At 72.8% G+C, this 23,847-nt stretch carries 19 protein-coding genes; 9 read left to right on the top strand and 10 right to left on the bottom strand.

All coding sequences use genetic code 11. From position 1 onward, the window contains the following. Window positions 1-144: 144 nt before the first annotated feature. From AB0N17_RS09215 to AB0N17_RS09205, 3 genes are all read right to left on the bottom strand, one after another. Window positions 145-501 carry a nucleotide pyrophosphohydrolase gene (locus AB0N17_RS09215; RefSeq protein ID WP_366010540.1) on the bottom strand — a complete coding sequence of 119 codons (357 nt, stop codon included), beginning with the start codon at window positions 499-501 and terminating at the stop codon, window positions 145-147. After that, window positions 498-1,694, bottom strand: coding sequence for an ATP-binding protein (locus tag AB0N17_RS09210; RefSeq protein WP_366010539.1), 1,197 nt, complete (start codon window positions 1,692-1,694; stop codon window positions 498-500). The genes AB0N17_RS09215 and AB0N17_RS09210 overlap by 4 nt, the downstream gene beginning before the upstream one ends. A 405-nt stretch (window positions 1,695-2,099) precedes the next feature. Beyond that, window positions 2,100-2,489 (bottom strand): cell division protein SepF, encoded by a 390-nt coding sequence (locus AB0N17_RS09205; protein WP_366010538.1) that lies wholly within the window; start codon window positions 2,487-2,489, stop codon window positions 2,100-2,102. Between the two features lie 279 nt (window positions 2,490-2,768). Between AB0N17_RS09205 and AB0N17_RS09200 the strand changes: the two genes are divergently transcribed. From AB0N17_RS09200 to AB0N17_RS09175, 6 genes are all read left to right on the top strand, one after another. Next, window positions 2,769-4,478 carry a hypothetical protein gene (locus AB0N17_RS09200; protein ID WP_366010675.1) on the top strand — a complete coding sequence of 570 codons (1,710 nt, stop codon included), beginning with the start codon at window positions 2,769-2,771 and terminating at the stop codon, window positions 4,476-4,478. Window positions 4,479-4,803: 325 nt separating this feature from the next. Continuing rightward, window positions 4,804-6,603, top strand: a complete 1,800-nt coding sequence (locus AB0N17_RS09195; RefSeq protein ID WP_366010537.1) for a methylmalonyl-CoA mutase subunit beta — start codon at window positions 4,804-4,806, stop codon at window positions 6,601-6,603. After that, the gene (gene scpA / locus AB0N17_RS09190; protein ID WP_366010536.1) at window positions 6,603-8,777 is read left to right on the top strand and encodes a methylmalonyl-CoA mutase; all 2,175 of its coding nucleotides are present in this window, start codon (window positions 6,603-6,605) and stop codon (window positions 8,775-8,777) included. Before AB0N17_RS09195 ends, scpA begins: the two co-directional genes overlap by 1 nt. A 6-nt stretch (window positions 8,778-8,783) precedes the next feature. Then, window positions 8,784-9,788: a methylmalonyl Co-A mutase-associated GTPase MeaB gene (gene meaB / locus AB0N17_RS09185; RefSeq protein ID WP_366010535.1), complete on the top strand. Its 1,005-nt coding sequence runs from the start codon at window positions 8,784-8,786 to the stop codon at window positions 9,786-9,788. A gap of 282 nt (window positions 9,789-10,070) precedes the next feature. Next, window positions 10,071-10,592, top strand: coding sequence for a regulator component (locus AB0N17_RS09180; protein ID WP_366010534.1), 522 nt, complete (start codon window positions 10,071-10,073; stop codon window positions 10,590-10,592). Then, window positions 10,579-11,745: an MAB_1171c family putative transporter gene (locus tag AB0N17_RS09175; RefSeq protein ID WP_366010533.1), complete on the top strand. Its 1,167-nt coding sequence runs from the start codon at window positions 10,579-10,581 to the stop codon at window positions 11,743-11,745. Before AB0N17_RS09180 ends, AB0N17_RS09175 begins: the two co-directional genes overlap by 14 nt. Window positions 11,746-11,859: 114 nt before the next feature. Here AB0N17_RS09175 and AB0N17_RS09170 read toward each other — a convergent pair whose 3' ends face one another. The 3 genes from AB0N17_RS09170 to AB0N17_RS09160 form a co-directional block, all read right to left on the bottom strand. Beyond that, on the bottom strand, window positions 11,860-12,681 hold the full coding sequence (locus tag AB0N17_RS09170; protein ID WP_366010532.1) for an SDR family oxidoreductase: 822 nt from the start codon (window positions 12,679-12,681) through the stop codon (window positions 11,860-11,862). A 105-nt stretch (window positions 12,682-12,786) separates the two neighbouring features. Next, a complete protein-coding gene (locus AB0N17_RS09165; protein ID WP_366010531.1) occupies window positions 12,787-13,824 on the bottom strand; it encodes a MerR family transcriptional regulator in 1,038 nt (345 codons plus the stop codon). Continuing rightward, window positions 13,818-14,468, bottom strand: coding sequence for a HEAT repeat domain-containing protein (locus AB0N17_RS09160; protein WP_366010530.1), 651 nt, complete (start codon window positions 14,466-14,468; stop codon window positions 13,818-13,820). Before AB0N17_RS09160 ends, AB0N17_RS09165 begins: the two co-directional genes overlap by 7 nt. 202 nt (window positions 14,469-14,670) lie before the next feature. Between AB0N17_RS09160 and AB0N17_RS09155 the strand changes: the two genes are divergently transcribed. Then, window positions 14,671-16,080, top strand: coding sequence for an NAD(P)/FAD-dependent oxidoreductase (locus tag AB0N17_RS09155; RefSeq protein ID WP_366010529.1), 1,410 nt, complete (start codon window positions 14,671-14,673; stop codon window positions 16,078-16,080). 59 nt (window positions 16,081-16,139) lie between these two features. Here AB0N17_RS09155 and AB0N17_RS09150 read toward each other — a convergent pair whose 3' ends face one another. From AB0N17_RS09150 to AB0N17_RS09140, 3 genes are read right to left on the bottom strand one after another with little or no spacing between them, the layout of a single operon-like run. Beyond that, complete coding sequence (locus AB0N17_RS09150) at window positions 16,140-17,324, bottom strand: cytochrome P450 (RefSeq protein WP_366010528.1); 1,185 nt, start codon at window positions 17,322-17,324, stop codon at window positions 16,140-16,142. Window positions 17,325-17,354: 30 nt separating this feature from the next. Further along, entirely contained in the window at window positions 17,355-18,710 is a 1,356-nt protein-coding gene (locus AB0N17_RS09145) for an FAD-dependent oxidoreductase (RefSeq protein ID WP_366010527.1), read from the bottom strand. After that, window positions 18,700-18,909: a ferredoxin gene (locus AB0N17_RS09140; protein ID WP_366010526.1), complete on the bottom strand. Its 210-nt coding sequence runs from the start codon at window positions 18,907-18,909 to the stop codon at window positions 18,700-18,702. Before AB0N17_RS09140 ends, AB0N17_RS09145 begins: the two co-directional genes overlap by 11 nt. Before the next feature lie 227 nt (window positions 18,910-19,136). Between AB0N17_RS09140 and AB0N17_RS09135 the strand changes: the two genes are divergently transcribed. After that, complete coding sequence (locus AB0N17_RS09135) at window positions 19,137-19,559, top strand: hypothetical protein (protein WP_366010525.1); 423 nt, start codon at window positions 19,137-19,139, stop codon at window positions 19,557-19,559. 79 nt (window positions 19,560-19,638) lie between these two features. Here AB0N17_RS09135 and AB0N17_RS09130 read toward each other — a convergent pair whose 3' ends face one another. Beyond that, complete coding sequence (locus AB0N17_RS09130; RefSeq protein WP_366010524.1) at window positions 19,639-20,271, bottom strand: TetR/AcrR family transcriptional regulator; 633 nt, start codon at window positions 20,269-20,271, stop codon at window positions 19,639-19,641. A 253-nt stretch (window positions 20,272-20,524) separates the two neighbouring features. On the opposite strand from AB0N17_RS09130, the gene AB0N17_RS09125 reads away from it, so the two are divergent. Continuing rightward, window positions 20,525-23,746 (top strand): cytochrome P450, encoded by a 3,222-nt coding sequence (locus tag AB0N17_RS09125; protein ID WP_366010523.1) that lies wholly within the window; start codon window positions 20,525-20,527, stop codon window positions 23,744-23,746. Window positions 23,747-23,847 lie beyond the last annotated feature (101 nt).

Here is a 23,847-nt window from a genome sequence, read left to right as displayed (position 1 = left end):
TGCGCCTGTGAACTCCCTGGTTCACTACCCAGAGTGAGGGTCTGTGGGGCGAAACGCCAGAGGTAGGCGGAAATCTGTGGACAACAATTCGGATTCGACAGGCGTTTCGACTCCGCAGAGTGATAACGAAGTTCAGAATTCCGGTTACTGTCCGCGCTTGGGCCCGTCCTGGTCGCCCGGGAGGGGGAAGCGCCGCTCGTTGCGGTCGATCTTGGCGGCGAGGGCGGACAGCGGATCGATGCCGAGGACCTCGCAGAACTGCAGGAGGTAGGCGAGGACGTCGGCGACCTCGTCCGTGACCCGGTGCGCGGTCTCCGGGTCGTCCATCACGCGGGCCGACTCCTCCGGCGTCAGCCACTGGAAGATCTCGACGAGTTCGGAGGCCTCCACCGAGAGGGCGGTGACCAGGTTCTTGGGCGTGTGGTAGGGCTGCCAGTTCCGCGCGGCCGCGAACTCGGCGAGCCTGCGCTGGAGTCGGGCCAGGTCGAGAGGTTCCGTCACGCGTCCAGGTGTACCACTGTGACGCCCGCGGCCCCCGCGGCCCAGGAGGCGTCGCTCACCGCGCCCACGCAGCGGATGTGGCCGCGCTCGCCCATCCGGGCCGCCGTCCGCAGCAGTTCCCGGCGCTGGACCGGATCGAGGGCGCGGTCGAGGCCGTCGACGAGGACGGTGAGCGTGCGCAGGGCGTCCGGCACCTCGCCCGGGGTGTCCATCTCCAGCACGCCCGGCCCGGTCAGCAGGACCAGGGTCAGCGCGAGGTAGCGCAGCTCGCCGTCGCCGAGCCGGGCCAGTTCCGTGCGGAAGCCGTCACCGCGGTACAGCACCGCCCGGACCGTGCCGTCGGCCAGCGGCTCGGCGACCAGGTCGGTCACCGGACCGGCGCGGCCCGCGGCCAGCGCCTCGACCAGCAGGCCGTGCCGGCGGCCGCACTCCGCGCGGGTGCGCCACAGCACGTCGGCGAGGTTGTCGCAGCCGCGCAGCAGCCGGCCGGAGGCCGTGGGGACCGGCGTACGCATGCACTCCGGGCGGGGGTCGCAGGGGAACACGGAACGCAGCGCGACGACCATCTGCTCGGCCGCCGCCAGCACCTGACGCTGCCCGTCCGTCTTGCCGGCCACGCGCAGCGGCAGCAGCGCGGTGCCGAGGCGGTCGTCCGGCAACGGGGCGCGGGTCACCGGGGCGGAGCCGGCGGTGTGCCAGGCGGCCTGGACGGTGCGCCGCCCCGGGTCGCGCAGCGCGGTCTCCAGCAGGACGAGCCCGCCCGCGGTGAGCCGCTCGCCGACGATCCTGAGCTGCGGCTCGGCCTGGACGGCGACGTCGAGCCGGACCGGTCCCCCGGCGCCGTCGGCCGTGCACCCGATGCGGAAACCCCGCCGACCCTCGGCGTCGGGGCGCGCCCACTGCGGCACACAGGCGGCCGGGTCCGGGAACACGTGGGCGAGCGGGGCACCGCTCCCGAGCCGGGCGAGCGCCTCGAACGCCGTGAGCGCGGTCGTCTTGCCCGACCCGCTGGCCCCCGCGAACAGGGTCACCGGCCCCAGCGGGAACCCGGCCCGCCGATGCCCGGCGAAGGCCGAGAGCCGCAACTCGGTGATCCGGGAACGTACGTCGAGGGGCCCGCGGGACTGCGGGAGGACGGTGGGGGCGGACGCGTCGACCCCCGGGGGCTCGGCGGACACGGAAGGCACGGCCATGACCGGACGGTAGAACTCCGCCACCCCGCCGAACCGTTTTCCCGCCCGCACCTTCCTACGATCGGGGGACGGCACGGACACACCGGTTGCCCCGCCCAGCCACGCGCCGGACGCGAGATCAGCCGCCGCACCCGGCGCCCGCTGCGCCGCGCACCCGGCACATGCTCAGCCGCCGCAACCGACGCGCGTGCGGCCCCGCCCAGGGCGCGCGCGGCCGCACACCGGACGTGCTCCGCCGCGTACCCGGCGCGCGCGGCGACGCAGGATTCCGCATCGCCCAGGACACCTGCCCGGCCACTCCCCGGACGCCCGCCCAGGCGTGCAGCGGGCACGTACTCGGCGACGCCCCGGCCACCCGCCCGGCCACACGGCGGGCGGCCGCCCGCCGCCGTACCCGGCGCCCGCTCAGCCCCCCGACACCCCCGCCCCCTCCATCAGCCCGCTGACCTCGGTGCCGGGCGGGGTGAGGAGGAAGACGTTGCGGTCGACGCGGTGCATTCCGCTGGCCAGGCCGAAGACCACGCCCGTGCTGAAGTCGAGGACGCGCTTGGCGACCTCGCCCTCCGCGCCGGACAGGTCGAGCAGGACCGGCACCCCGGCCATCAGGGTCTCGGCGACTTCCCGGGCGTCCGCGAAGACGTTGACCCGCAGGACGACGAAACGGCGCCGGGTCTCGGTCTCGGCGTCCGGCAGCGAGCGGTGGTCGACCGCCGAGGGCCAGGAGTCCCGCCCCCGCAGCGGCACGACCTGGGCGAGCCCCTCCCACTGTTCATCGGTGACGTCGTAACGGCTCACCGGCTCCCCCTGACCTGACTCGCATTCCATGCCTGCACCAGCCAATTCTTACGCCAAGTCACCCGTTCGGCCCAACAGCGACACGGTGCGCGACGGATCCGGTGCTTCCCCTCCCCGCACGGCCTGGGGTACATATACGAATACGCCCGCTTCTTACCTCCCTCATACCGGACTCTTCACCTCCCGCCACGAGCCGCTCACATGCCCCCGATAGCGTCCGGTGCCGTGCACTTGGCAGAAACACAGCAGGTGACACCCGGCCGGCGGACACAGTCGGCGGTGTCCGCCGTCCGGGGATGGCGCGCGGAGGCCCCCGAGGCCCCCGCGCAGTGGCACCGCGTCCTGACCCTGCTCGCCGACGTGAGCCTCTTCATCGGTACCCGCTCGGTCTGGACGCAGGCGGCCACGCACCGTCTGTTCCTCGCCGGGGTCATCTCCGTCTGTTACGCGTCCATCCTGGTGACCGGCGTCCTCGCGCTGACGGTCCGCCGGACGCGCTCGCTGGCCCGCCTGGACCTGGTGGTCCTGGTGACCGCGATCGCGCTGACCCTGTGCACCTGGGCGCTCAACCACGCCGGCGGCGACGAGGCGGTCCTCACCACGCAGGCCGCGCGGGAGATGGTCGCCGGGCACCACGTGTACGCCCACCCGTGGCCGTGGCTGTTCCGCATCAAGGGCGTCGCCCTGACGGCGACGACCACCGGCGGCTACGACTTCACGTACGGCTATCCCCCGCTGACGGCGCTGCTCACCGCGCCGTTCCTGGGGCTGGGCCACAACGGCATGCCGGCGACGGCCGCGGTGACGGTCGTCCTGATCGCGGGCACCGCCCTGCTGTGGCGGCTGCTGCCGGTGCCCTGGCGCTCGGCGGCCACGATGGTCTGCCTGGGCTTCAGTTCCGTGCCGATGTACGCCCGCCAGGGCTACCCGGCGATCGTCGGCCTGGTCCTGCTGGTGCCGGTGGTGGTGCGCTGGCCGCGGCTGGGCGCGCGCGGCCGGCTGGGCGCCGCCGGGATCGCGCGGGCCGCGTGTCTCGGTGCCGCGTGCGCGGCGCAGCAACTGCCGTGGTTCCTGACACCGTTCCTGCTGGCGGGGATCTACGCCGTGCGCCGGGGCGAGCTGGGCGGGCGGGAGGCCGCCCGGGTGGTGCTGCGGATCACCGGGGTCGCGGCCCTCACCTGGCTGCTGATCAACACCTACTTCATCGTGAGCGAGCCCGGCCCCTGGCTCCAGGGCATCGCGCTGCCGCTGACCCAGGGCGCGGTCCTGCACGGTCAGGGCCTGGTGGACATCTCGCTGTACTTCACCCACGGCAGCGACCGGCTGGACTGGTACGGCCATGCCAGCATGCTGCTCGCCGCGGCCCTGCTGGCGCTGTTCGTGCTGTTCGTCCGGCGGCTCGGCCCGGCCGCGACCGTGCTGCCCTGGTGCGCCTTCTATCTGGCGACCCGCTCGCAGGACGGCTACTACCTGATGATGACGCCGCTGTGGCTCGCGGCGGCGATCACCGTGCCCCTGTCGGAGTTCACGCACGCCTGGCAGCCGCGGCCCCGGTGGATGGCCGGGCCGCGCCGCCGGCCCGCGCTGGTCGCGGCCGTCGTGCTGCTGGTGACACCGGCGCTGGTGAGCGCCGGTCTGGCGGTGACGGGCGGTCCGCCGCTGCGGATGGACATCACGGCGGCCCGGCGGGCCTCGGCGCACTCGCTGTCCGCGCTGACCGTGCGGGTCACCAACACCGGTGGCGACGCGCTCACTCCGCACTACATGCTCACCACGGGCCAGGGCATGAACCGGTACTGGTCGCTCGTGCGCGGCCCGGCCACCATCCCCGCGCACGGCACGGCGACCGTCGAACTGCGGGCGCCCTCGGGCCGCTACCCGCTGCCCTCGAAGACGTACGCGCACCTGAGACTGCGCGCCTTCACGGCGACCCCGCAGACCCTCTCCACCCGGGACGTGCGCCGCGAGGAGCTGGGCCTGAAGGGCTGAGCGCACGCCGGGCCGCGGGGCGACGAGACGCGCGGCGCATCGCCTCCCGCGGTGTGCCGCGGCGTCCCGGTGCGCCCCTTCGGCATGCCCCGTGAGCCGCCCCGTGAGCCGCCCCGCGAGACGTCCGCCCGGCTCGCGGGGTACCGTCGTGCGAGCCCGCGCCGACTCCCTGGAATCCGGGCGGCCCGCGGCCCCGTACGCGCTTCGGCGCGGCCCGGAGGAGGGCCCCGCGGCGGCTGCGAGGCGCAGGTCACAACCGCAAGGAGGGAAACCTCACAGCCCTCCCTTTGGTCTCACTTGAGCGCACTGCCCTAGCATCCGAGCCATGACGGTCCTGCCTGACGACGGGCTCTCACTGGCCGCCGAGTTCCCTGACGCGACACATGAGCAGTGGCAACGCCTGGTCGAGGGCGTGCTGCGCAAGTCGGGCAAGGAAGTCTCGGGCGCGGCAGCTGAGGAAGCCCTGTCCACCACGCTCGAGGACGGGCTGCGCACCCGGCCGCTGTACACCGCGCGCGACGGCGCGCCCGACCCCGGCCTGCCGGGCTTCGCCCCGTACCTGCGGGGCAGCCGCCCGGAGGGCGGCACCGCGGGCGGCTGGGACGTACGGCAGCGGCACGCGGCGCTCACCGACAGCGCCGTGACGGCCGATCTGGAGAACGGTGTCACCTCGCTGTGGCTGGTGCTCGGCGAGGGCGGCATCCCGGTCGACGGGCTGCCCCGGGCCCTGGAGGGCGTCTACCTCGACCTGGCGCCGGTCGTCCTGGACGCCGGCCGCGACACCGAGCGGGCCGCCGAGGTGCTGCTGCGGCTGTACGCGGACAAGGGTGTGGCCGCCGAGGCCGCCCGCGGCAACCTGGGCGGCGACCCGCTCGGGTACGAGGCCCGCACGGGCACCCCGCTGGACTTCGCGCCGTACGCCGCCCTGGCCGCGCGCTGCGCCGGAACCTACCCCGGCGTGCGGGCGCTGACGGTGGACGCGCTGCCGTACCACGAGGCCGGCGGCTCGGCCGCGCAGGAACTGGGCGCCTCGCTCGCCACCGGTGTGGCCTATCTGCGGGCGCTCACCGAGGCGGGGATGAGCGTCGAGCAGGCCGCCGGGCAACTGGAGTTCCGGTACGCGGCCACCGCCGACCAGTTCCTGACCGTCGCCAAGCTGCGCGCCGCGCGCCGGCTGTGGGCCCGGGTCGCCGAGGTCTGCGGGGCGCCGGGGGCGCAGGTGCAGCACGCGGTGACCTCGCCGGTGATGATGTCCCGGCGCGACCCGTGGGTGAACATGCTCCGCACGACGGTCGCGACGCTCGCGGCCGGGGTCGGCGGCGCCGACTCCGTGACGGTGCTGCCGTTCGACCACGTGCTCGGCCTGCCCGACGCGTTCGCCCGCCGCATCGCCCGCAACACCTCCACGATCCTCATCGAGGAGTCCCACCTGGCCCGGGTCATCGACCCGGCGGGCGGCTCCTGGTACGTGGAGCGACTGACCGACGAACTCGCCGAGGCGGCCTGGGAGTTCTTCCGGACCGTCGAGCGCGACGGCGGCCAGGCGGCCGTGCTGCGCTCCGGCCGGCTGCGCACCGACCTCGCGACGACCTGGGCGGAGCGCTCCAAGAAGCTCGCCAAGCGGCGCGAGCCCATCACCGGCGTCAGCGAGTTCCCGCTGCTGGCGGAGAAGCCGGTGGAGCGCGAGCCCGCGCCCGAGCCGCCGTCCGGCGGGCTGCCGCGGGTGCGCCGCGACGAGGCGTACGAGGAACTGCGCGCCCGTTCCGACGCCCACCTGGCGGCGACCGGCTCCCGGCCCCGCATCTACCTCGCCACGCTCGGCCCGGCCGCCGCGTACACCGCGCGCGCGACCTTCGCCGCCAACCTCTTCCAGGCCGGCGGCATCGAGCCGGTCACCGAGGGGCGTTTCGAGGACAGCGGCGCCACCGAGGCCGTGCTGTGCTCCAGCGACGCGCTCTACGCCGAGCAGGCCGAGCAGGCCGCCGCGTCGCTGCGCGCGGCCGGTGCCCGGCACGTGTTCCTCGCGGGCCGCGGCGACCACCCCGGTATCGACCGTCACGTCTTCGCGGGCTGCGACGCAGTGGACGTGCTGTCCGCGACCCTCGACCGCATGGGAGTGTCCTGATGGGAATCCCCGACTTCTCCGGCATCGAGCTGGGCACCCCGGTCGCCGACGGCACCCTGGAGGACTGGCGCGCGGCCGTCAAGCGGGCGACCGGCGCCGAGGAGCCGCTGTGGGAGACCCCGGAGGGCATCGGCGTCAAGCCGCTGTACACCGGGCGTGACCTGGAGGGCCTGGACTTCCTCGGCACCTTCCCGGGCATGGCGCCGTACCTGCGCGGCCCGTACCCGACGATGTACGTCAACCAGCCCTGGACGATCCGCCAGTACGCGGGCTTCTCCACCGCCGAGGAGTCCAACGCGTTCTACCGGCGCAACCTGGCGGCCGGCCAGAAGGGCCTGTCGGTCGCCTTCGACCTGCCCACGCACCGGGGCTACGACAGCGACCACCCGCGCGTGACCGGCGACGTCGGCATGGCGGGCGTGGCGATCGACTCGATCTACGACATGCGGCAGCTGTTCGACGGGATCCCCCTCGACAAGATGACCGTGTCGATGACGATGAACGGCGCCGTGCTGCCGGTCCTCGCGCTCTACATCGTGGCGGCCGAGGAACAGGGCGTGCCGCCCGAGAAGCTGGCCGGGACCATTCAGAACGACATTCTGAAGGAGTTCATGGTCCGCAACACCTACATCTATCCGCCGAAGCCGTCGATGCGGATCATCTCCGACATCTTCGCGTACACCTCGCAGCGGATGCCCCGCTACAACTCCATCTCCATCTCGGGTTACCACATCCAGGAGGCCGGTGCCACGGCCGACCTGGAGCTGGCGTACACGCTCGCGGACGGGGTCGAGTACCTCCGCGCCGGACGCGACGCCGGCCTGGACGTGGACGCGTTCGCGCCCCGGCTGTCGTTCTTCTGGGCGATCGGCATGAACTTCTTCATGGAGGTCGCGAAGCTCAGGGCGGCCCGGCTGCTGTGGGCCAAGCTGGTCTCCCAGTTCGAGCCGAAGAACACCAAGTCGCTGTCGCTGCGCACCCATTCGCAGACCTCGGGCTGGTCGCTGACCGCGCAGGACGTCTTCAACAACGTCACGCGCACGTGTGTCGAGGCGATGGCGGCGACCCAGGGCCACACCCAGTCGCTGCACACCAACGCCCTCGACGAGGCCCTCGCCCTGCCGACGGACTTCTCCGCGCGCATCGCCCGCAACACCCAGCTGCTCATCCAGCAGGAGTCGGGCACCACCCGGGTCATCGACCCGTGGGGCGGCAGCGCGTACGTGGAGCGGCTGACGTACGACCTCGCACGCAAGGCCTGGGCGCACATCCAGGAGGTCGAGCAGGCGGGCGGCATGGCGCAGGCCATCGACGCCGGCATCCCGAAGCTGCGCGTGGAGGAGGCGGCGGCCCGCACCCAGGCGCGCATCGACTCGGGGCGCCAGCCGGTCATCGGCGTCAACAAGTACCGGGTGGACAGCGACGAGCAGATCGAGGTCCTCAAGGTCGACAACTCGGCCGTGCGCGCCCAGCAGATCGAGAAGCTGCGGCGGCTGCGCGCGGAGCGGGACGAGACCGCCTGCCAGGACGCGCTGGACGCGCTGACGCGGGCCGCCGAGGGCAGCGAGAACCTGCTGGAGCTGGCGGTGCGCGCGGCCCGCGCCAAGGCGACCGTGGGCGAGATCTCGGACGCCCTGGAGAAGGTGTACGGCCGGCACGCGAGCCAGATCCGTACGATCTCCGGCGTGTACCGCAACGAAGCAGGGGAGTCGCCGTCCGTGGACCGCACCCGTGCCCTGGTGGACGCCTTCGAGGAGGCCGAGGGGCGCCGGCCGCGCATCCTGGTCGCCAAGATGGGCCAGGACGGCCACGACCGCGGCCAGAAGGTGATCGCCACCGGCTTCGCCGACCTCGGCTTCGACGTCGACGTCGGCCCGCTGTTCCAGACGCCGGAGGAGGTCGCCCGGCAGGCGGTCGAGGCGGACGTGCACGTGGTCGGGGTGTCCTCGCTGGCCGCCGGTCACCTCACGCTCGTACCGGCGCTGCGCGAGAAGCTCGCCGAGGAGGGCCGCGAGGACATCATGATCGTGGTCGGCGGGGTGATCCCGCCCCAGGACGTGCCGACGCTGCGGGAGATGGGCGCAGCGGACGTGTACGGGCCCGGGACGGTGATCCCGGACGCCGCCTACGACCTGGTGAAGCGCCTGTCGGCCGACCTCGGCCACGACCTGTAGCCCCGTATGGCAGCGATCGATCTCGACACGTATGTGAAGGGTGTGCTCGACGGGAAGCGGGCCCTGGTGGCCCGCGCCATCACGCTCGTCGAGTCCACCCGGCCGCAGCACCGGGCGCTGGCGCAGGAGTTGCTCACCGAGCTGCTCCCGCACAGCGGCCGGGCCCGGCGGATCGGCATCAGCGGGGTGCCGGGTGTCGGCAAGTCGACGTTCATCGACGCGTTCGGCACCCTGCTGACCTCGCAGGGGCACCGGGTGGCCGTGCTGGCCGTGGACCCGTCCTCGACCCGTACCGGCGGCTCCATCCTGGGCGACAAGACCCGGATGGAGCGCCTGGCGGTCGACCCGGACGCCTTCGTCCGGCCCTCCCCCAGCGCGGGCACGCTGGGCGGGGTCGCGAAGGCCACCCGGGAGTCGATGGTCGTGATGGAGGCGGCGGGCTACGACGTGATCCTCGTCGAGACCGTCGGGGTGGGCCAGTCGGAGACCGCGGTCGCGAACATGGTCGACTCCTTCCTGCTGCTCACCCTGGCCCGCACCGGTGACCAGCTGCAGGGCATCAAGAAGGGCGTCCTGGAGCTCGCCGACGTGATCGCCGTGAACAAGGCGGACGGCCCGCACGAGCGGGACGCGCGGGCGGCTGCCCGGGAACTGGCGGGCGCACTGCGGCTGATGCACGGCAAGGACGCCTTCTGGACGCCCCCGGTGCTGCACTGCAGCGCCCGGGAGTCCACCGGCCTGGACACGGTGTGGGAGCGGCTGGAGCAGCACCGTACGCGGCTCGACTCCACCGGCCGGCTCACCGCCAAGCGGCGGGACCAGCAGGTCGACTGGACCTGGGCGATGGTCCGCGACGAGCTGCTGGGCCGGCTGCACGCCGACCCGGCGGTGCGCGAGGCCGCACCGGAGCTGGAACGGCGGGTCAAGGCAGGCGAGTTGACCGCCACGCTGGCGGCCGAGCGGATCCTGGCCGCGTTCGAGGGACGTACGGCTCCCCCGGCCGGGGGCTGAGCCGCCGTACCGGGCCCGCCGCGTGACGAACGCGGCGGGCCCTTTCGTACGCCGGGTACGTGCCACCGGCACACGCCGGGCCGCGGCGGGGCCCGTGGCACCGGGGAACGGTTTGAGCCAAACGCCGAGGACAGGGCGGGCCGGGCTTGTTCAGAGAGGCTGACGGTCGGTTAGCTTTGGGGCGGGCTCTGTCCATGGGCTCGGAGAACCGTGTGACGACGCCGCGGACGGCCGAGGGGGGCGGCCCTCACGTCCGGTCTCGGACGGAGGTCAGGACAGCACGTGAGGAAGACCCGTGAATACGTCGAGTTGCAGCGCAGGTGCACGGCCATCCTGCGCGATCTCGGCGTGCGGCGTTCGCTCCCGTTCGAGGCGGTGCTGGAACGGGTGGAGGAGCTCAGAGGACGCCCGCTCGTGCTGCGGGAGCTGCCGGAGCAGATCGCGCGGACGGGGGTCTGCGGGCTGTGGCTGGGCACGGACGACGCCGACTACGTCTTCTACGAAGCCCGGACGGCGCCCCTGCACCGGCAGCACATCATCCTGCACGAGATCGGCCACGTGCTGTGCGATCACCACCGGGGCGTCACCGGCAGGGCCGAGGACCCGGCCGGTCCGCCGCCCGGCGACCTCCATCCGTCCACCGTCCAGCGGCTCATGGGCCGGACCAGCTACACGACCAGCGAGGAGCAGGAAGCCGAGATGATCGCCAGTCTCATCCAGAGCGCCGGGGAAGCCGGTCGCGCGGCCGGCCCGCTGGGACGGCTCGGCGCCTTCCTGGGGGTGGCGGCCGATGACGGCGACTGAACTGGCGGACCGGGTGGGGGTGGTGTGCGTCGTCGCCCTGTGGCTCGCCCTCGCCTGGCGTGCGGGTTCCGCGCTGCGCCTTCCGCAGCAGCGGGGACTCTGGCTCACCGTCCTCGCCGCGACCATCGCCATCACCCTTTTCCAGCCAAGGGTGGTGGCTGCATGTGCGGACCTCGGCGTCGACACGCGCACGGTCGCGGTGGGGCGCAATCTGATCGGTGTCCTGAGCGCGGGGCTGGTGCTGCTCTTCATCGTCGACTCCACCCGGGCCCGGCACCAGCGCGTCCTCGTGGTGGTGGGCCTGGTCGCGGCGCTGGGTTCCCTGCTGGCGCTGGACCTGATCGGCGTCGACCAGACCGTCGCCCCGGCGGCTGCCCAGGGGCCGGCCACACCGTCGTCCCTGTACTGGTTGATCCTCGTCGTCGCCCATCTGGCGGGGGACGCCGCCGCCGTCGTCGTGTGCTGGCCGTACAGTCTGCGGACTCACGACCGGGACCTCCTGTGGTCGCTGCGGGTGTTCGCGATGGGCAGCGGCCTGGCCCTCGTCTTCTGGTCCGGTTACCTCCTCCACCTCTACGCGCCCGGCCTGCCCCTGATGCCCTGCCTGTCCATCGTGATCAGCGTGCACGGCCTCTTCCGCGCGGCCTCACTGCTGGTGCCGACGGCGACCGCCCTCGGCCGGGCCGGAGCCGCCTTGAGGATCGTCTGGCGGCTGTGGCCACTGTGGCGTGATCTCGTCGAGGCGGTCCCCCAGGTCGCCCTCGCCGGGCCGCAGCACAGCCGGCTGCAGGCGGTGCTGCGCCCGCGGTCCTCACTGGCGCTGCAGGCGCACCGGCAGATCATCGAGACGTACGACGCGCTGCTGGAACTGCAGCAGTACGTCCGGCCGGACGCGTACGAGACGGCGCTTCGGCAGGCCGGAGAGGCGGGGCTGCGGGGTGACCGCCTCCCCGCCGCGGCGCTCGCCGGCGCGCTGGGCGAGGCCCGGCGCGCCAAGCTCACCGGCGCGGCACCGTCCGCTCCGTGCCCGCTGCCCGGTGTCGACCGCGGCAGCCCGGCGACGCTGCTGGCGGTCGCCCGCATGTGGCCGCCCGTCACCGGAACGTCCGTCACCCTCGCCCGGCCCGGCCCGCCGGGCCTCCGGCGCCCCTGAGGGGCCGCGGGCGGAGTCCGGCGGGGAGCCGGCCGAGGCCGGCACAGGCGCGGGTGCGCGTGCGGGTGCTGGTGCTGGTGCTGGTGCTCCTGCTGGTGCGCGTGCCGGTGCGGGTCAGCGTGCCGAGTCGTCGCGCGGCGCGATGCGGAAGTCGAACGCCGCCGTGCCGGGGTCGATCGCCGTCGCCCCGCCGTCCACGGTGAGCACCGCACCGCTGACGAAGGACGCGGCCGGGGAGAGCAGCCAGCTGATCGCCTCGGCGACCTCACGGGGCTCGCCGGGTCGGCCCATGGGCAGCAGCCTGGTCGCCTCCTCGTAGGCGGCCTCCTTGCCGCCGTCCCCGAGGCCGGCCTCCTGGGCGAACCGCGTCATGCGCCGGTCGGCCATCTCCGTCCTGATCCAGCTGGGGCACACCACGTTGGCGCGCACACCCTGGCGCCCGTAGTCGACGGCGACGGAACGGCACAGCTGCAGCAGGGCGGCCTTGGACGTGGCGTAGGGGGCGTTGCTCGTGCCGTTGCGCAGCGCGGAGACCGACGCGACACCCACCACCGCCCCACGCGCCCGCACCAGGTGCGGCATCGCCGCGCGCAGGAGCAGCATCGGACCGGTGAGGTTCGTGCGCATCACGTCGTCCCAGTCCTCCAGCGACAGGTCCCCGGCCGTTCCGCCGCGCCCGATGCCCGCGTTGAGCACCAGCCCGTCGAGCCGTCCGTAGGTGTCGAGCGCCGCGCGGACGAGACCGTCGACGGCGGCGGGGTCGCCCGCGTCGGACGGGTACGCCAGGGCCCCGGTCTCCTTCTCCAGGCGCCGCAGCGGTTCCTCCCGCCGCCCGGAGACGACCACGTGGTGACCGCTCTCGCCGAGCAGCCGGGCGGTGGCTTCGCCGATGCCCGAGCCCGCGCCCGTCACGATGACAACTCGCTTGTCCGTCACAGTTGTTAGACCCTCTGTCCGAGATCACAAAACGCATCCGATCGTAGACAAGGCGCACGGCCGGGGGCCTCGGCACCGGCGATGTTGAGACACCGCCGGGCGCCGTCAGGGCACCTCGGCGCCCGGGACCTCGGGGGACCGCTCGTCGAGAACCGCGACGAAGGCCGAGGCGACGAGGGCGACGGCGCGGTCGTCGTCGCGGGCCAGTCGGCGCAGGGCCTCCCGTCCCGTGTCCCCCGACAGCTCGACCAGTGCCTGGGTCAGGCGGATCCGCGTCGCGGAGTCCGCGGTGGGCGCGGCGAGTTCGCCGGTCAGCGCGGCCAGAATCCGCTCCGCGCACCCGGGGTCCTGGGACAGCGTTCCCAGGATCTCCGCCGCTTCGACGTCGTGGGAGCCCTCCACCACCATGCCGACGAGTACCGGCACGGCCGCGGTCACGCCGCGCCTGCCCGACGCCAGAGCGGCATGCCCGCGCACCGTCGGGTCCGGGTCCCCGAGCGCGTCCGCGAGCACCGCGGCCGCACCCGGGGCCTCGGCCGTCCCGGCGATCGCCAGCACCGCGCGCCGCCGGACGTCGACGTCCTCCGAACGCGCACCGGCGGTCAGTGCCGCCACGCCGTCGCCGCCGGACCGGGCGAGCGCCCAGCGCAGGGCGCCCGCGACGAGGGGGTCGGACTCGGCCAGGACCGCCGCGGCCAGCAGCTCGGCGGGAACCGGCACGCCCTCCGGCCGGGTCAGGACGGCCTGCTGCCTGCGCGCGGCACTGGTCGAGTCGAGCCCCTGCATGAGTTCGACGATGCGCAGCACGTCCTGCCAGCCCGTGGGCGCCGACGCGTCGACGGCGCGGAGCCGCTCCAGCAGCTCCTGTTCCCGCTCCAAGCGCTCCTCCGTCCACCGGATGAGGTCGCCGACCAGGGCGGACGGCGTGAAGTCCGGGTCCTCCAGGGCGCGCCCGATCTGCTTGAGCGTGAGCCCGAGGGACCGCAGGCTCTCCACGTGGAAGATCCTGCGGACGTCCTCGGCGGAGTACTCGCGGTAGCCGCCGACGGTGCGACCGGTGGGCCGCACCAGCCCGAGGGCGTCGTAGTGCCGGAGCATCCGGGTGCTCACCCCGGAGTGCCGGGCCACGTCGCCGATCAGCATTCCGCGCTCTGGGCGGGAGCGGCGCGTTCCGGGCCGAGCGCGACGACCCGTCGCGCCTCGTCGAGGGCGGCGTCGAAGCCGGCCTCCGGGTTCCGCCGGAGGACCTCGGTGGCACGGGCGTGCGCGGCCACCGCCGGGTCGGGGTGGTCCGCGGCCTTCTCCAGCGCGGGTCCGGTCACGTCTCCGAGGTCGACGAGGGCCCGGCTCAGGCTCAGTCGCACCTCCCGGTCGCCGCGCCCGAGTTGCCCGGCCAGTTCGCCGGCCAGATCCTCCTTCTCGTCCTCGGGCACGAGGACGACCGCGACGCGCCACGCGGTCCGCGCTACCTCGTCGTCGGCGTCGCGCAGCACGGCGCGCGTGATCCAGGCCCACGCACCCGCGTCGCCGATCTTGGAGAGCGTGTGCAGCGCCTGGCTGCGGGCCTGCGTGCGCCCGGAACCGAGTTCGCGGCGGATGCGGGGCAGGGTGATCTGCGACGGCAGGCGGGTCAGCGCCCAGGAGAGCATGTCCCGCACGAAGAAGTCCGGTTCGACCGCGCACCGCTCGACGAGCGTCTCCAGGAAGCCGGGATCGGGGTTCGAGCCGACCGCCAGGGCCGCCTGAAGCCGGACCGACGAGTCCCCGGCGCTCAGGGCGTCGGCCACGCGGGTGTTCCGTGGGGTTCCCTCTGTCGTGTCGATCGGGACCACCTCCTGCACACAGGACACACCTTGACAACGTGTCAAGGTCAAGCTGGGGTGATGGTCACAGGCCATCCACGGGCCCCTGGCGGCACCCGCCGCGCCACCCGGCCCGCCGAACGGCGAACGCCGAACGGCGAACGGCGAACGGCGAGGAGGCACGCGCATGACGACAGCGGTCGTGGTCGGCAGCGGACCCAACGGGCTCGCCGCCGCCCTCACCCTGGCCGCCGCGGGCGTACGGGTCCGCGTCATCGAGGCGGCGGACGTGCTCGGCGGTGGCGCCCGGTCGAGCGAGCTGACCCTGCCCGGCCTCATCCACGACGAATGCTCCGGCATCCATCCCCTGACGCCCGGCTCGGCCTTCGCCCGGCGGTTCGACCTGGCCGGGGCCGGTCTCACCTGGCGCTGGGCGCCGGTGGAGTTCGCGCACCCGCTGGAGGGCGGGCGCGGCGCGGTCGCGGTCCGGTCGGTGGCCCGGACCGCCGCCGGGCTCGGAGCGGGCGGAACGGGGTGGCAGCGGACGTTCGGCCCCCTCACGGAGCGGTTCGCGACGATCAGCGAGGAGTTCCTCCAGCCGGTGCTGCACGTGCCGCGGCACCCGCTCCACCTGGCCCGGCTCGGTGCCTACGCCGGGCTGCCGGCCACGCTGCTGGCGCGCCGCTTCCGTACCCCGCAGGCCCAGGCTCTCTTCACGGGCGCCGCCGCGCACGCCTTCCGGCCCCTGGACACGCTCGCCTCCTCGGCGATCGGGGTCGCGCTGACCACGGCCGCGCACGCCTTCGGCTGGCCGGTCGCCGAAGGCGGTACGGTCGCGATCCGGGACGCGATCCTGGCCCGCGCGGCCGAGCACGGCGTGCGGTTCGAGACCGGCCGCCGGGTGACCTCGCTCGACGAGCTCGGCCGCCCGGACCTGGTCATGCTGGACACCACGCCGGCCGCGGCCGCCCGGATCGCGGGCGACCGCATGCCGCCCCGCGTCCGGCGGGCGTACACGCGGTACCGCCACGGGCCCGGCGCCTTCAAGGTCGACTTCGCCGTCGAGGGCGGCGTGCCCTGGGCGCACGAGGGTTCGCGCTCGGCCGGCACGGTGCACCTCGGCGGCGACACGGCGGAGATGGCGGCCGCCGAGCGGGACATCGCCGCCGGCCGCATGCCGGAGCGGCCGTTCGTACTCGTCGGCCAGCAGTACCTGGCCGACAAGACCCGCTCGGCCGGCGACGTGCACCCGCTCTACGCCTACGCCCACGTACCGGCCGGCTTCACCGGCGACGCGACCGAGGCGATCACCGCGCGGATCGAGCAGTACGCCCCCGGCTTCCGCGACCGGATCCGGGCGACGTACGTCCGCTCCACCACGGAGCTGAGCCGGCACAACGAGAACTACGTCGCCGGCGACATCGTGACCGGCGCCAACGACCCCCGGCAGCTGCTCTTCCGGCCACGCCCGGCCCTCGACCCGTACGCCACCGGCGTCCCCGGCGTCTACTTGTGCTCCGCCGCGACCCCACCCGGCGCCGGCGCCCACGGGATGTGCGGCTACAACGCCGCACGGCGCGCACTCGCCCGGCTCTGAGGACCGCCCCCAGAGGCGGCAGAAAAGGCCAGGTCAGGCACGATTCCTTCCGCGCGGCTTCACAAGTGGACGGGCAGGTGGCGAGGTCCGCGGAGCATGGCGTTCTGCCGGTACGGCGGCGGGTCCTCGACCAGGCGGGCGCTGCCGAGGTGGGGAAGCAGCGCACTGAGCGCGACGTATGCCTCGATCCGGGCCAGGGGGCCGCCGAAGCAGATGTGGATTCCGCTGCCGAAGCCGAGGTGCTCGATGTCCGGGCGGGTGGGATCGAACCGGTCGGGCTCGTGGAACCGCATGGGATCGCGGTTGCCCGAGGCCAGCGCCAGGATGACCGACGCGTGTTGCGGGATCTTGGTGCCGGCGACGTCGATGTCGGCGTGCGGGGTGCGCTCGCGCATGTGGACCGGGGGCTCGTAGCGCAGCAGTTCCTCCACTGCTCGCGGCAGCAGCTCGGGGTCGCGGCGCAGGTGGTCCAGCTGCTCGGGGTGACGCAACAGGGTGAGGGAGCCGTTGGTGATCAGGTTGACCGTCGTCTCGTGCCCGGCGATGAGCAGCAGCACGGCGGTCTCGGCGAGTTCTTCCCGGGTGAGCCGCAGGGCCGGGTCCGGTTCGTTGACGAAGGCGGAGAGCATGTCGTCGCTCGGCTTGCCACGGCGCTGTTCGGCGAGGTTCACCAGGTACCCGCCCATTTCCATCCGCGCCTGGTCGCCGGCTTTGTCCGTCTCGGTGGAGTCGTCTTCGGCCCGGAAGTCGGCGGAGGCGACGATCGCGTCGGACCAGGCCCGGAACAGCGGTTCGTCCTCGCGCGGCACGCCGAGCAGCCGGCAGATCACCGTGACCGGCAGCGGGTAGGCGAAGTCGTCGACGATGTCGATCTGCCGGCCCGCCTCGAAGGGCTCCAGCAGTTCCCTGGTGATGCGCTCGATCTCGCCGCGCATGGAGTCGACCCGGTCGGGGCTGTGCGGGGGTCCGAAGGGCCGCATGGTCAGGGTGCGCAGTCGGTGGTGCTCGGGGTCGTCGAGCCGGAGGAAGGGCGGCTTGTGGGCCACTTCGCCCCGGGTGCGGGGGTCGACACTCATCCGCGGGTCGTGGAGCAGAGCGGCGATCTCGTGATAGGTGCCGACCAGGTAACTGCCGTCTGCCTGCTGCACCACGGGACCTGCCTCGCGGAGTTCCGCGTACAAGGGGTAGGGGTCGGGGCGGCTGGCGTAGTCGGTGATCCGTGCCAGCAAGGTCTCGGATTGCATGGCGAATCCTCGTGGTCGACGGGACGTGGGCTACACCACCGTCAGCCGGCGGTCGGGAAGATGGCCGGTGAGGGCGACGGTCGGGCCGTGGGAGAGCACCGACGGATCCGGCACGAGAGAGGGGATCGGGATGTCGGCCGCGATCGCCCGGTCCGCCGCGCCGGGCGGGGGCGGGAACGGGGCGGCCGTCTCGATCAGGTGCTTGTAGTAGTCGAGCGACTTGGCCATGTCGACGGTGACCGCGGCGGTGATCCGGCCCTGGTAGCCGTAGACCATGGCCAGGCGACGTGCCTCCAGGGAGCCCTGGGCGATGACCACGTGGTCGGAGTAGGTGGGGACGCCCACGGACTTGATGTTGAGGCCGAACTGGGTCGACCAGAACACCGGGACGGACAGGTGCGGGCGCTGCAGCGGCCCGGGGTTGACCATGTTGTGGGCCGCCACCCCGGCCTGCTCGACCGCGTTGCCCCAGTGCTCCAGGGACAGCATCTGGTAGCCGAACAGCGGGTGGGGGAAGCGGGAGACGTCGCCGGCCACGTAGACGTCGTCGGTGACGATCCCGTACATGTTGAAGGCGCGGCATCCGGCGTCGCAGGCGATCCCGCGGGGGCCCGCCGCCAGCCCCGACTCCGCCAGCCACTCCACGTTGCGGACCGCGCCCAGCGCGACGACGCACACGTCCGCGTCCACGCGGCTGCCGTCGGACAGCTCCGCGCCGGTGAAGGCGCCGTTGCCGTTGAGGGCGGTGACCGTGACACCGGTGCGCAGGTCCACGCCGTGGTTGCGCTGCATGACCGCCGCGAGCTTCGACAGGGTGCCGCCGAGAGCGCCGACCAGTGGTGCGGGACCGCGCTCGGCGACCGTGACCTCGAGCCCCAGTTCCCGGCAGGCCGAGGCGATCTCCGAGCCGGTGAAGCCACCGCCGATCACCAGCACCCGCTCCGGCCGCGCGTCCAGGCGTTCGGCCAGCCCCGCGGCGTCCTCCCGGGTACGCAGGGTGAACACGCCGTCCAGGGCGCCTTCCTCCGGGTTCGGCCAGGGACGCGCCCGGGTGCCGGTGGCGATCAGCAGCCGGTCGTACGGCAGCGACTCCCCGTCCTCCAGCAGCACCCTTTTGGCCAGCAGATCCACACCGGTGGCGCGCACGCCGAGGCGCCACTCGGCGTCCGGGTCCCGGCGCATCGGCAGCTCGGTGGTGTCCGCCGTCGCCTGGCCGAGCAGCACCTGCTTGGACAGCGGCGGCCGGTCGTAGGGCGCGTGGGGCTCGTCGCCGACGACGGTCAGCGGGCCGGTGAATCCCTCCTCGCGCAGTGCCTCGGCGGCCCTGAGTCCGGCCAGCGAGGCGCCGACGATGACGATCCGGGCCTCCTTCAGGTCATCGGGCACCGCTGTTCACCTCTTCCCCGAGGAGGATGGCCTGGACCGGGCAGGCCGCCGCCGCCTGGCGTACACGTTCGACCTGGTCGTCGGGGACGGCCGTCGCGTAGAGCAGTCCCTCCTCGCCGTGCAGCTCGAACACCTCCGGCGCGAGGAACACGCACTGCGCGTAGCCCTGGCAGCGCGTGAGGTCGACAACGGTCCGCATCGTCACCACTCCCTCCGCTGTCTCCACCTGGTCTCCAGCATGGGCCGGAACTTCCGCGCCCGCATGTCGCGGTCAACTCACCTGCACTGAACGGCAGTTGATCACTCCCGACAGGAACCGAACGCGGCGGTGGCCTGCGTCATATGGACATTTCCATACGACGTACGGTTACACTCGAAGGGAGATTCCATACGGCGTATGGAAACGTGAACCGGGAAGGAAAGATCATGAAGAAGCTCACGAAGCGCGTCGCCCTCACCGTCTCCTCCGTGGTGGTCGCAGGGGCCTCGCTGCTCGGCGCCGGGGGCACCGCTTCGGCCGCGCCCCTCGAGTCCACGCACGTCCAGCGGCCGGCCGCCCAGGTCGAGACCGCCGACCACAGCTGGGACAACGGAGTCGGGTATCTGCTCGAGCGGGGCTACTCCTGCGACGAGGTCCATGGCTGGCACCGCGTCACCGACGCCCCCCGGCACGACTGCGACGGCCGCTTCTACCGCGACGGTCACTCCTACCGCGACGGTCACTCCTGTCGCCGACAGGTCGAGCGGCACGGCCGGACGTCCGACAGGTCGTTCCGGCGCGACGAATACCGCTTCGAGCGCGGCGACCGGGGCCGGAACCACCACGCCCTGGGCCACGGCGACCGGTGAGACGGGGACCGATGAGACGGGGACCGTTCGAGCCCTGGGGCCGGCGGCCGGCGATCGACGCCTCCGGCCGCCGGCCGACTCAGCGGCCGGCGCCCCGGCCGTTGGGACCGGCGGCGAGCCGGCCCTCCAGACCCGTGATGAGCGTGTCGATCACCAGCCGGAACATGTGCTCCTGGTCGGAACCCGCACGGTCTGCGTCCGTGACCTCGCCCGTGCCGGCAGCCGCGCCGGAGGGCTGGAGGTTCGCCCACAGCCGGAGGGAGCCGTTGAGTTCGGCGTTGAGGACGCCGATGACGACGGTGGCCACGAGAGCGGCGATCTCCGGGACCTCCGACTGCGGCACTCCGGCAGCGCCCAGGATCGCGGTGAGCGCGGTCCAGAACGGGTCGTCGGGCTGGATGAAGTCCGGCTGGTGGCTGAACGAGTAGGCCATCAGCTCGGGGTGGCGGTGCGCCAGGGTCCGGAAGTCGGTGGCGAGCAGACGGATGCGCTCCTGCCAGGGGACGTCCTGAAGCGTCACGGTGCGGAACTGGGCTCCGACCATTCTCGCCACGCCGCGCAGCACGGCTTCCTTGTTCGGCACGTGGTGGTACAGCGACATCGGGTTCGCATCGAGCGCGGTGGCGAGTTTGCGCATGGTGAGCGCCTCGACCCCGTCCTCGTCGATGAGCCGCAGGGCGGCGGCGTAGATCCCGGCCTCGGTCAGAGGCACGTCTCTCTTTCTCGTTCCCCGCGGGGGACGCCTCACCTGCTTTTCCATACCACGTACGGTACCAGTTTCATACGCCGTATGGAAATGGCCTGAATCACAGCACCCATCGCCGCGATCGGACTTGCCCCCAGTTTCCATACGCCGTACGGTACTAATTCCATACGGCGTATGTTTCCGTACGGCGCCACGGCGTCACGGCATCGACCTGCGCACCGCGCCCTTGCCATCCCCCCTCCCCGCAGAGGAGCACGCCATGACCACGCACTCCGCGAACGGCCTTCGTCCCATCCGGTCCCCTCGTGGGATCCCCCTCCTCGGCAACACGCCGCAGATCCCCGACACCAATCCGGTGGAGTACTTCAACGAGCTGTCCAAGCAGTTCCCCGAGGGCATCTACGGCATGGACATCGCCGGCGTCGAGCAGGTCTTCGTCTACGACCCCGACCTGGTGGCCGAGGTCTGCGACGAGACGCGGTTCTTCAAGCAGATCGAGAAGACGCCGCTGAGTCATGTGCGGGACTACACGGGGGCGGGCCTGTTCACGGCCCACCAGCACGAGGAGGAGTGGGCCATGGCCCACCGGATCCTGCTGCCGGCCTTCAGCCAGCGGGCCATGAGGACCTACTACGGGCAGATGCTGGAGATCGCCCAGAACCTGGTCGGCAAGTGGGAGAGCCGGGAGGGCCGGCCGGTCGCCGTCACCGACGACTACACCCGGCTCACCCTGGACACCATCGCCCTGTCCGGGTTCGGCCACCGCTTCCGGTCCTTCGACGAAGAGGAGCTGCACCCCTTCCTCAACGCGCTGCTGGAGGCGCTCATCGAGTCGATGCGGCGCTCCCAGGAGCTGCCGATGATGACCAAGCTGCGCAAGGCGGACGACAGGAAGTACCGCGAGAACATCCAGCAGATGCGCGACCTGGTCGAGAGCGTGATCAAGGAGCGCCGTGAGGGCAGGGGCACCGGGGAGGAGGACCTGCTGGGACTCATGCTGGAGGCCACCGACCCGGACACCGGCAAGCTGCTGGCGGACGACAACGTCCGCGACCAGGTGGTGACCTTCCTCATCGCCGGCCATGAGACCACCAGTGGCCTCCTGTCGTTCGCCACGTACTCGCTGATGCGCAACCCGCACGTCCTGGCGCAGGCGTACGCCGAGGTCGACCGCCTGCTGCCCGGTGACACGGTCCCGGACTACGACACGATCATGCAGCTGGACGTGATCCCGCGGATCCTGGAGGAGACCCTGCGCCTGTGGGCTCCCATCCCGCTGATCGCCAAGGCGCCCCTCGACGACACCGTCATCGGCGACCGGTACGAGCTGAAGAAGGGGACCAGGGCCAACATCCTCATGGGCGCGCTGCACTCCCACCCCAAGGCGTGGGACCGGCCGGACGAGTTCGACATCGACCGGTGGCTGCCGGAGAACCGTGTGGAACAGCACCCGCACGCCTACAAGCCGTTCGGCAACGGTGTGCGTGCGTGCATCGGCCGGCAGTTCGCGCTGACCGAGGCCCGCCTGGCGCTGGCGCTGGTGCTGCAGAAGTTCAGGTTCTCCGACACCACCGACTACAAGATGGACGTCCGCGAGGCGCTGACGCGCAAGCCCGGCGACTTCCAGCTGGTCGTCCGCAAGCGCCAGGAGCACCAGCGGACCGTCTTCGGCGCCGCGGACCCGCGGACCGGCGACACGCGGGCGCAGACTGCGGTCAGCGGCGTCGGCGTCGACCTCACTGTCGCCTACGGCTCCAGCCTCGGCTCCTGCGAGGACCTGGCGCGCACCATCGCCGACCGCGGTGAGCGCTCCGGCTTCGGCACCACCCTGGTGAGCCTGGACGAGCTGGGCGACAATCTGCCCACCGAGGGACTGCTCGTCGTGGTCGCCGCCAGCTACAACGGCAAGGCGCCCGACAACGCCCAGCGCTTCGACGACCTGCTCGCCGCCGGACTGCCCGATGGCTCGCTGTCGAACGTGCGGTTCGCGCTGCTGGGTGCCGGCAACACCCAGTGGGTGGCCACCTTCCAGGCATTCCCCAAGCGGATCGAGGAAGGGCTGCTGGCCGCCGGCGCCACCCCGGTCGTCGAGCGCGGCATCGCGGACGCCGCCGGTGACTTCGACGGCATGGCCACGCGGTGGATGGACGACCTGTGGGCCACCCTGGCCGAGGAATACGCCGCCGACACCTCCCAGGCGAGCGGCCCCCGCTACCAGGTCCAGCTGCTCACCGAGTCCGACGTACGCCCCGCCATCGTCTCCGAGCAGGCGTACCCGCTCACCGTGGTCGCCAACGAGGAGCTCGTGGCCGACGCGACCGGCCTGTGGGACTTCGGCATCGAGCCGCCGCGCCCGTCCGCGAAGTCCGTCACCTTCGAGCTGCCCGACGACGTCACCTACGACACCGGCAACCACCTGGCCGTCTTCGCCAAGAACGAACTCGCCCTGGTGGAGCGCGCGCTCAGGCGGCTCGGTGTCGACCACGACCAGGTGCTCCGGCTCGACCAGCCGGCCGGTGGCCGCACCCACCTGCCGGTAGGCACCCCGGTCACCGCCGGCATCCTGCTCACCGAGTTCCTCGAACTGCAGGACGTGGCCACCCGCTCCCAGATCCAGACCCTGGCCGAGCACACCCCGTGCCCGTGGACCCGGCCGCAGCTCCAGGCGTACACCGCCGACACGGAGGAGGCCGAGGAGCGCTACAGCAAGGAGATCCTCGGCAAGCGGGTCTCGGTGCTGGGCCTGCTGGAGCGCTTCGAGGCGATCGAGCTGCCGCTGGCGGTCTTCCTGGAGATGACGGGCCCGATCCGTCCCCGCTTCTACTCCATCTCCTCCGCCCCGTCGGCCAACCCGCGCCACGTGCGCCTGACCGTCGGTCTGCTGGAGGGCCCGGCCCTGTCCGGCGACGGCCGGTACCGCGGCACCTGCTCCTCCTACCTCGCGGGCCTGGAGCCCGGGGACGTCGTCTACGGCTACGTCCGCGTGCCCTCCCCGACGTTCGCCCCGCCGGCCGACCCCGCCACGCCGCTGATCCTCATCGGCCCCGGCACCGGCATCGCGCCGCTGCGCGGCTTCCTGGAGGAGCGGGCCTGGCAGCACGCGAACGGCATCCAGGTGGGCGCGTCGCAGGTGTTCGTCGGCTGCCGCCACCCGGAGCACGACTACTTCTACAAGCAGGAGATGCAGGACTGGGAGCAGGCCGGGATCGCCCAGGTGCACACCGCATACTCCGCGGTGACCGGCCACCCGGCCCGGTTCGTGCAGAACGCCATCGCCCAGGCCGCCGACACGGTGTGGCAGGCCATCGAGGACGGCGCGTACGTCTACGTCTGCGGTGACGGCCGCCGCATGGCCCCCGCCGTCCGCGAGGCACTGGCCGCCATCCACCGCCAGAAGACCGGCAGCGACGACGAGACCGCCCAGCAGTGGCTCGCCCAGCTCGAAGCGGACGAGCGCTACCAGCAGGACGTCTTCGCCTGACCGTCGCCGCACGCCGTCGAGGCGTGCGCCCCCGGCCGCCGGGAGGCGTGCGGCCCCGTCCTGCCACTCCCCGTACGCCTCCCGGCCACCACAAGCCATTC

Source organism: Streptomyces sp. NPDC051133 (genome assembly GCF_040682635.1).
Lineage (GTDB): Bacteria > Actinomycetota > Actinomycetes > Streptomycetales > Streptomycetaceae > Streptomyces.
Note: the sequence above shows the minus strand (reverse complement) of the source record. Positions and strands in the feature narration are given on the sequence as shown.

What these genes read in the sequence shown, in the direction of transcription:
- scpA (WP_366010536.1), top strand. Translation starts at nt 6,603, where the DNA reads ATGGGAATCCCCGACTTCTCCGGCATCGAGCTGGGCACCCCGGTCGCC.
- AB0N17_RS09195 (WP_366010537.1), top strand. Translation starts at nt 4,804, where the DNA reads ATGACGGTCCTGCCTGACGACGGGCTCTCACTGGCCGCCGAGTTCCCT.
- AB0N17_RS09165 (WP_366010531.1), bottom strand. Translation starts at nt 13,824, where the DNA reads ATGCTGATCGGCGACGTGGCCCGGCACTCCGGGGTGAGCACCCGGATG.
- AB0N17_RS09150 (WP_366010528.1), bottom strand. Translation starts at nt 17,324, where the DNA reads ATGCAATCCGAGACCTTGCTGGCACGGATCACCGACTACGCCAGCCGC.
- AB0N17_RS09175 (WP_366010533.1), top strand. Translation starts at nt 10,579, where the DNA reads ATGACGGCGACTGAACTGGCGGACCGGGTGGGGGTGGTGTGCGTCGTC.
- meaB (WP_366010535.1), top strand. Translation starts at nt 8,784, where the DNA reads ATGGCAGCGATCGATCTCGACACGTATGTGAAGGGTGTGCTCGACGGG.
- AB0N17_RS09125 (WP_366010523.1), top strand. Translation starts at nt 20,525, where the DNA reads ATGACCACGCACTCCGCGAACGGCCTTCGTCCCATCCGGTCCCCTCGT.
- AB0N17_RS09155 (WP_366010529.1), top strand. Translation starts at nt 14,671, where the DNA reads ATGACGACAGCGGTCGTGGTCGGCAGCGGACCCAACGGGCTCGCCGCC.
- AB0N17_RS09140 (WP_366010526.1), bottom strand. Translation starts at nt 18,909, where the DNA reads ATGCGGACCGTTGTCGACCTCACGCGCTGCCAGGGCTACGCGCAGTGC.
- AB0N17_RS09210 (WP_366010539.1), bottom strand. Translation starts at nt 1,694, where the DNA reads ATGGCCGTGCCTTCCGTGTCCGCCGAGCCCCCGGGGGTCGACGCGTCC.
- AB0N17_RS09135 (WP_366010525.1), top strand. Translation starts at nt 19,137, where the DNA reads ATGAAGAAGCTCACGAAGCGCGTCGCCCTCACCGTCTCCTCCGTGGTG.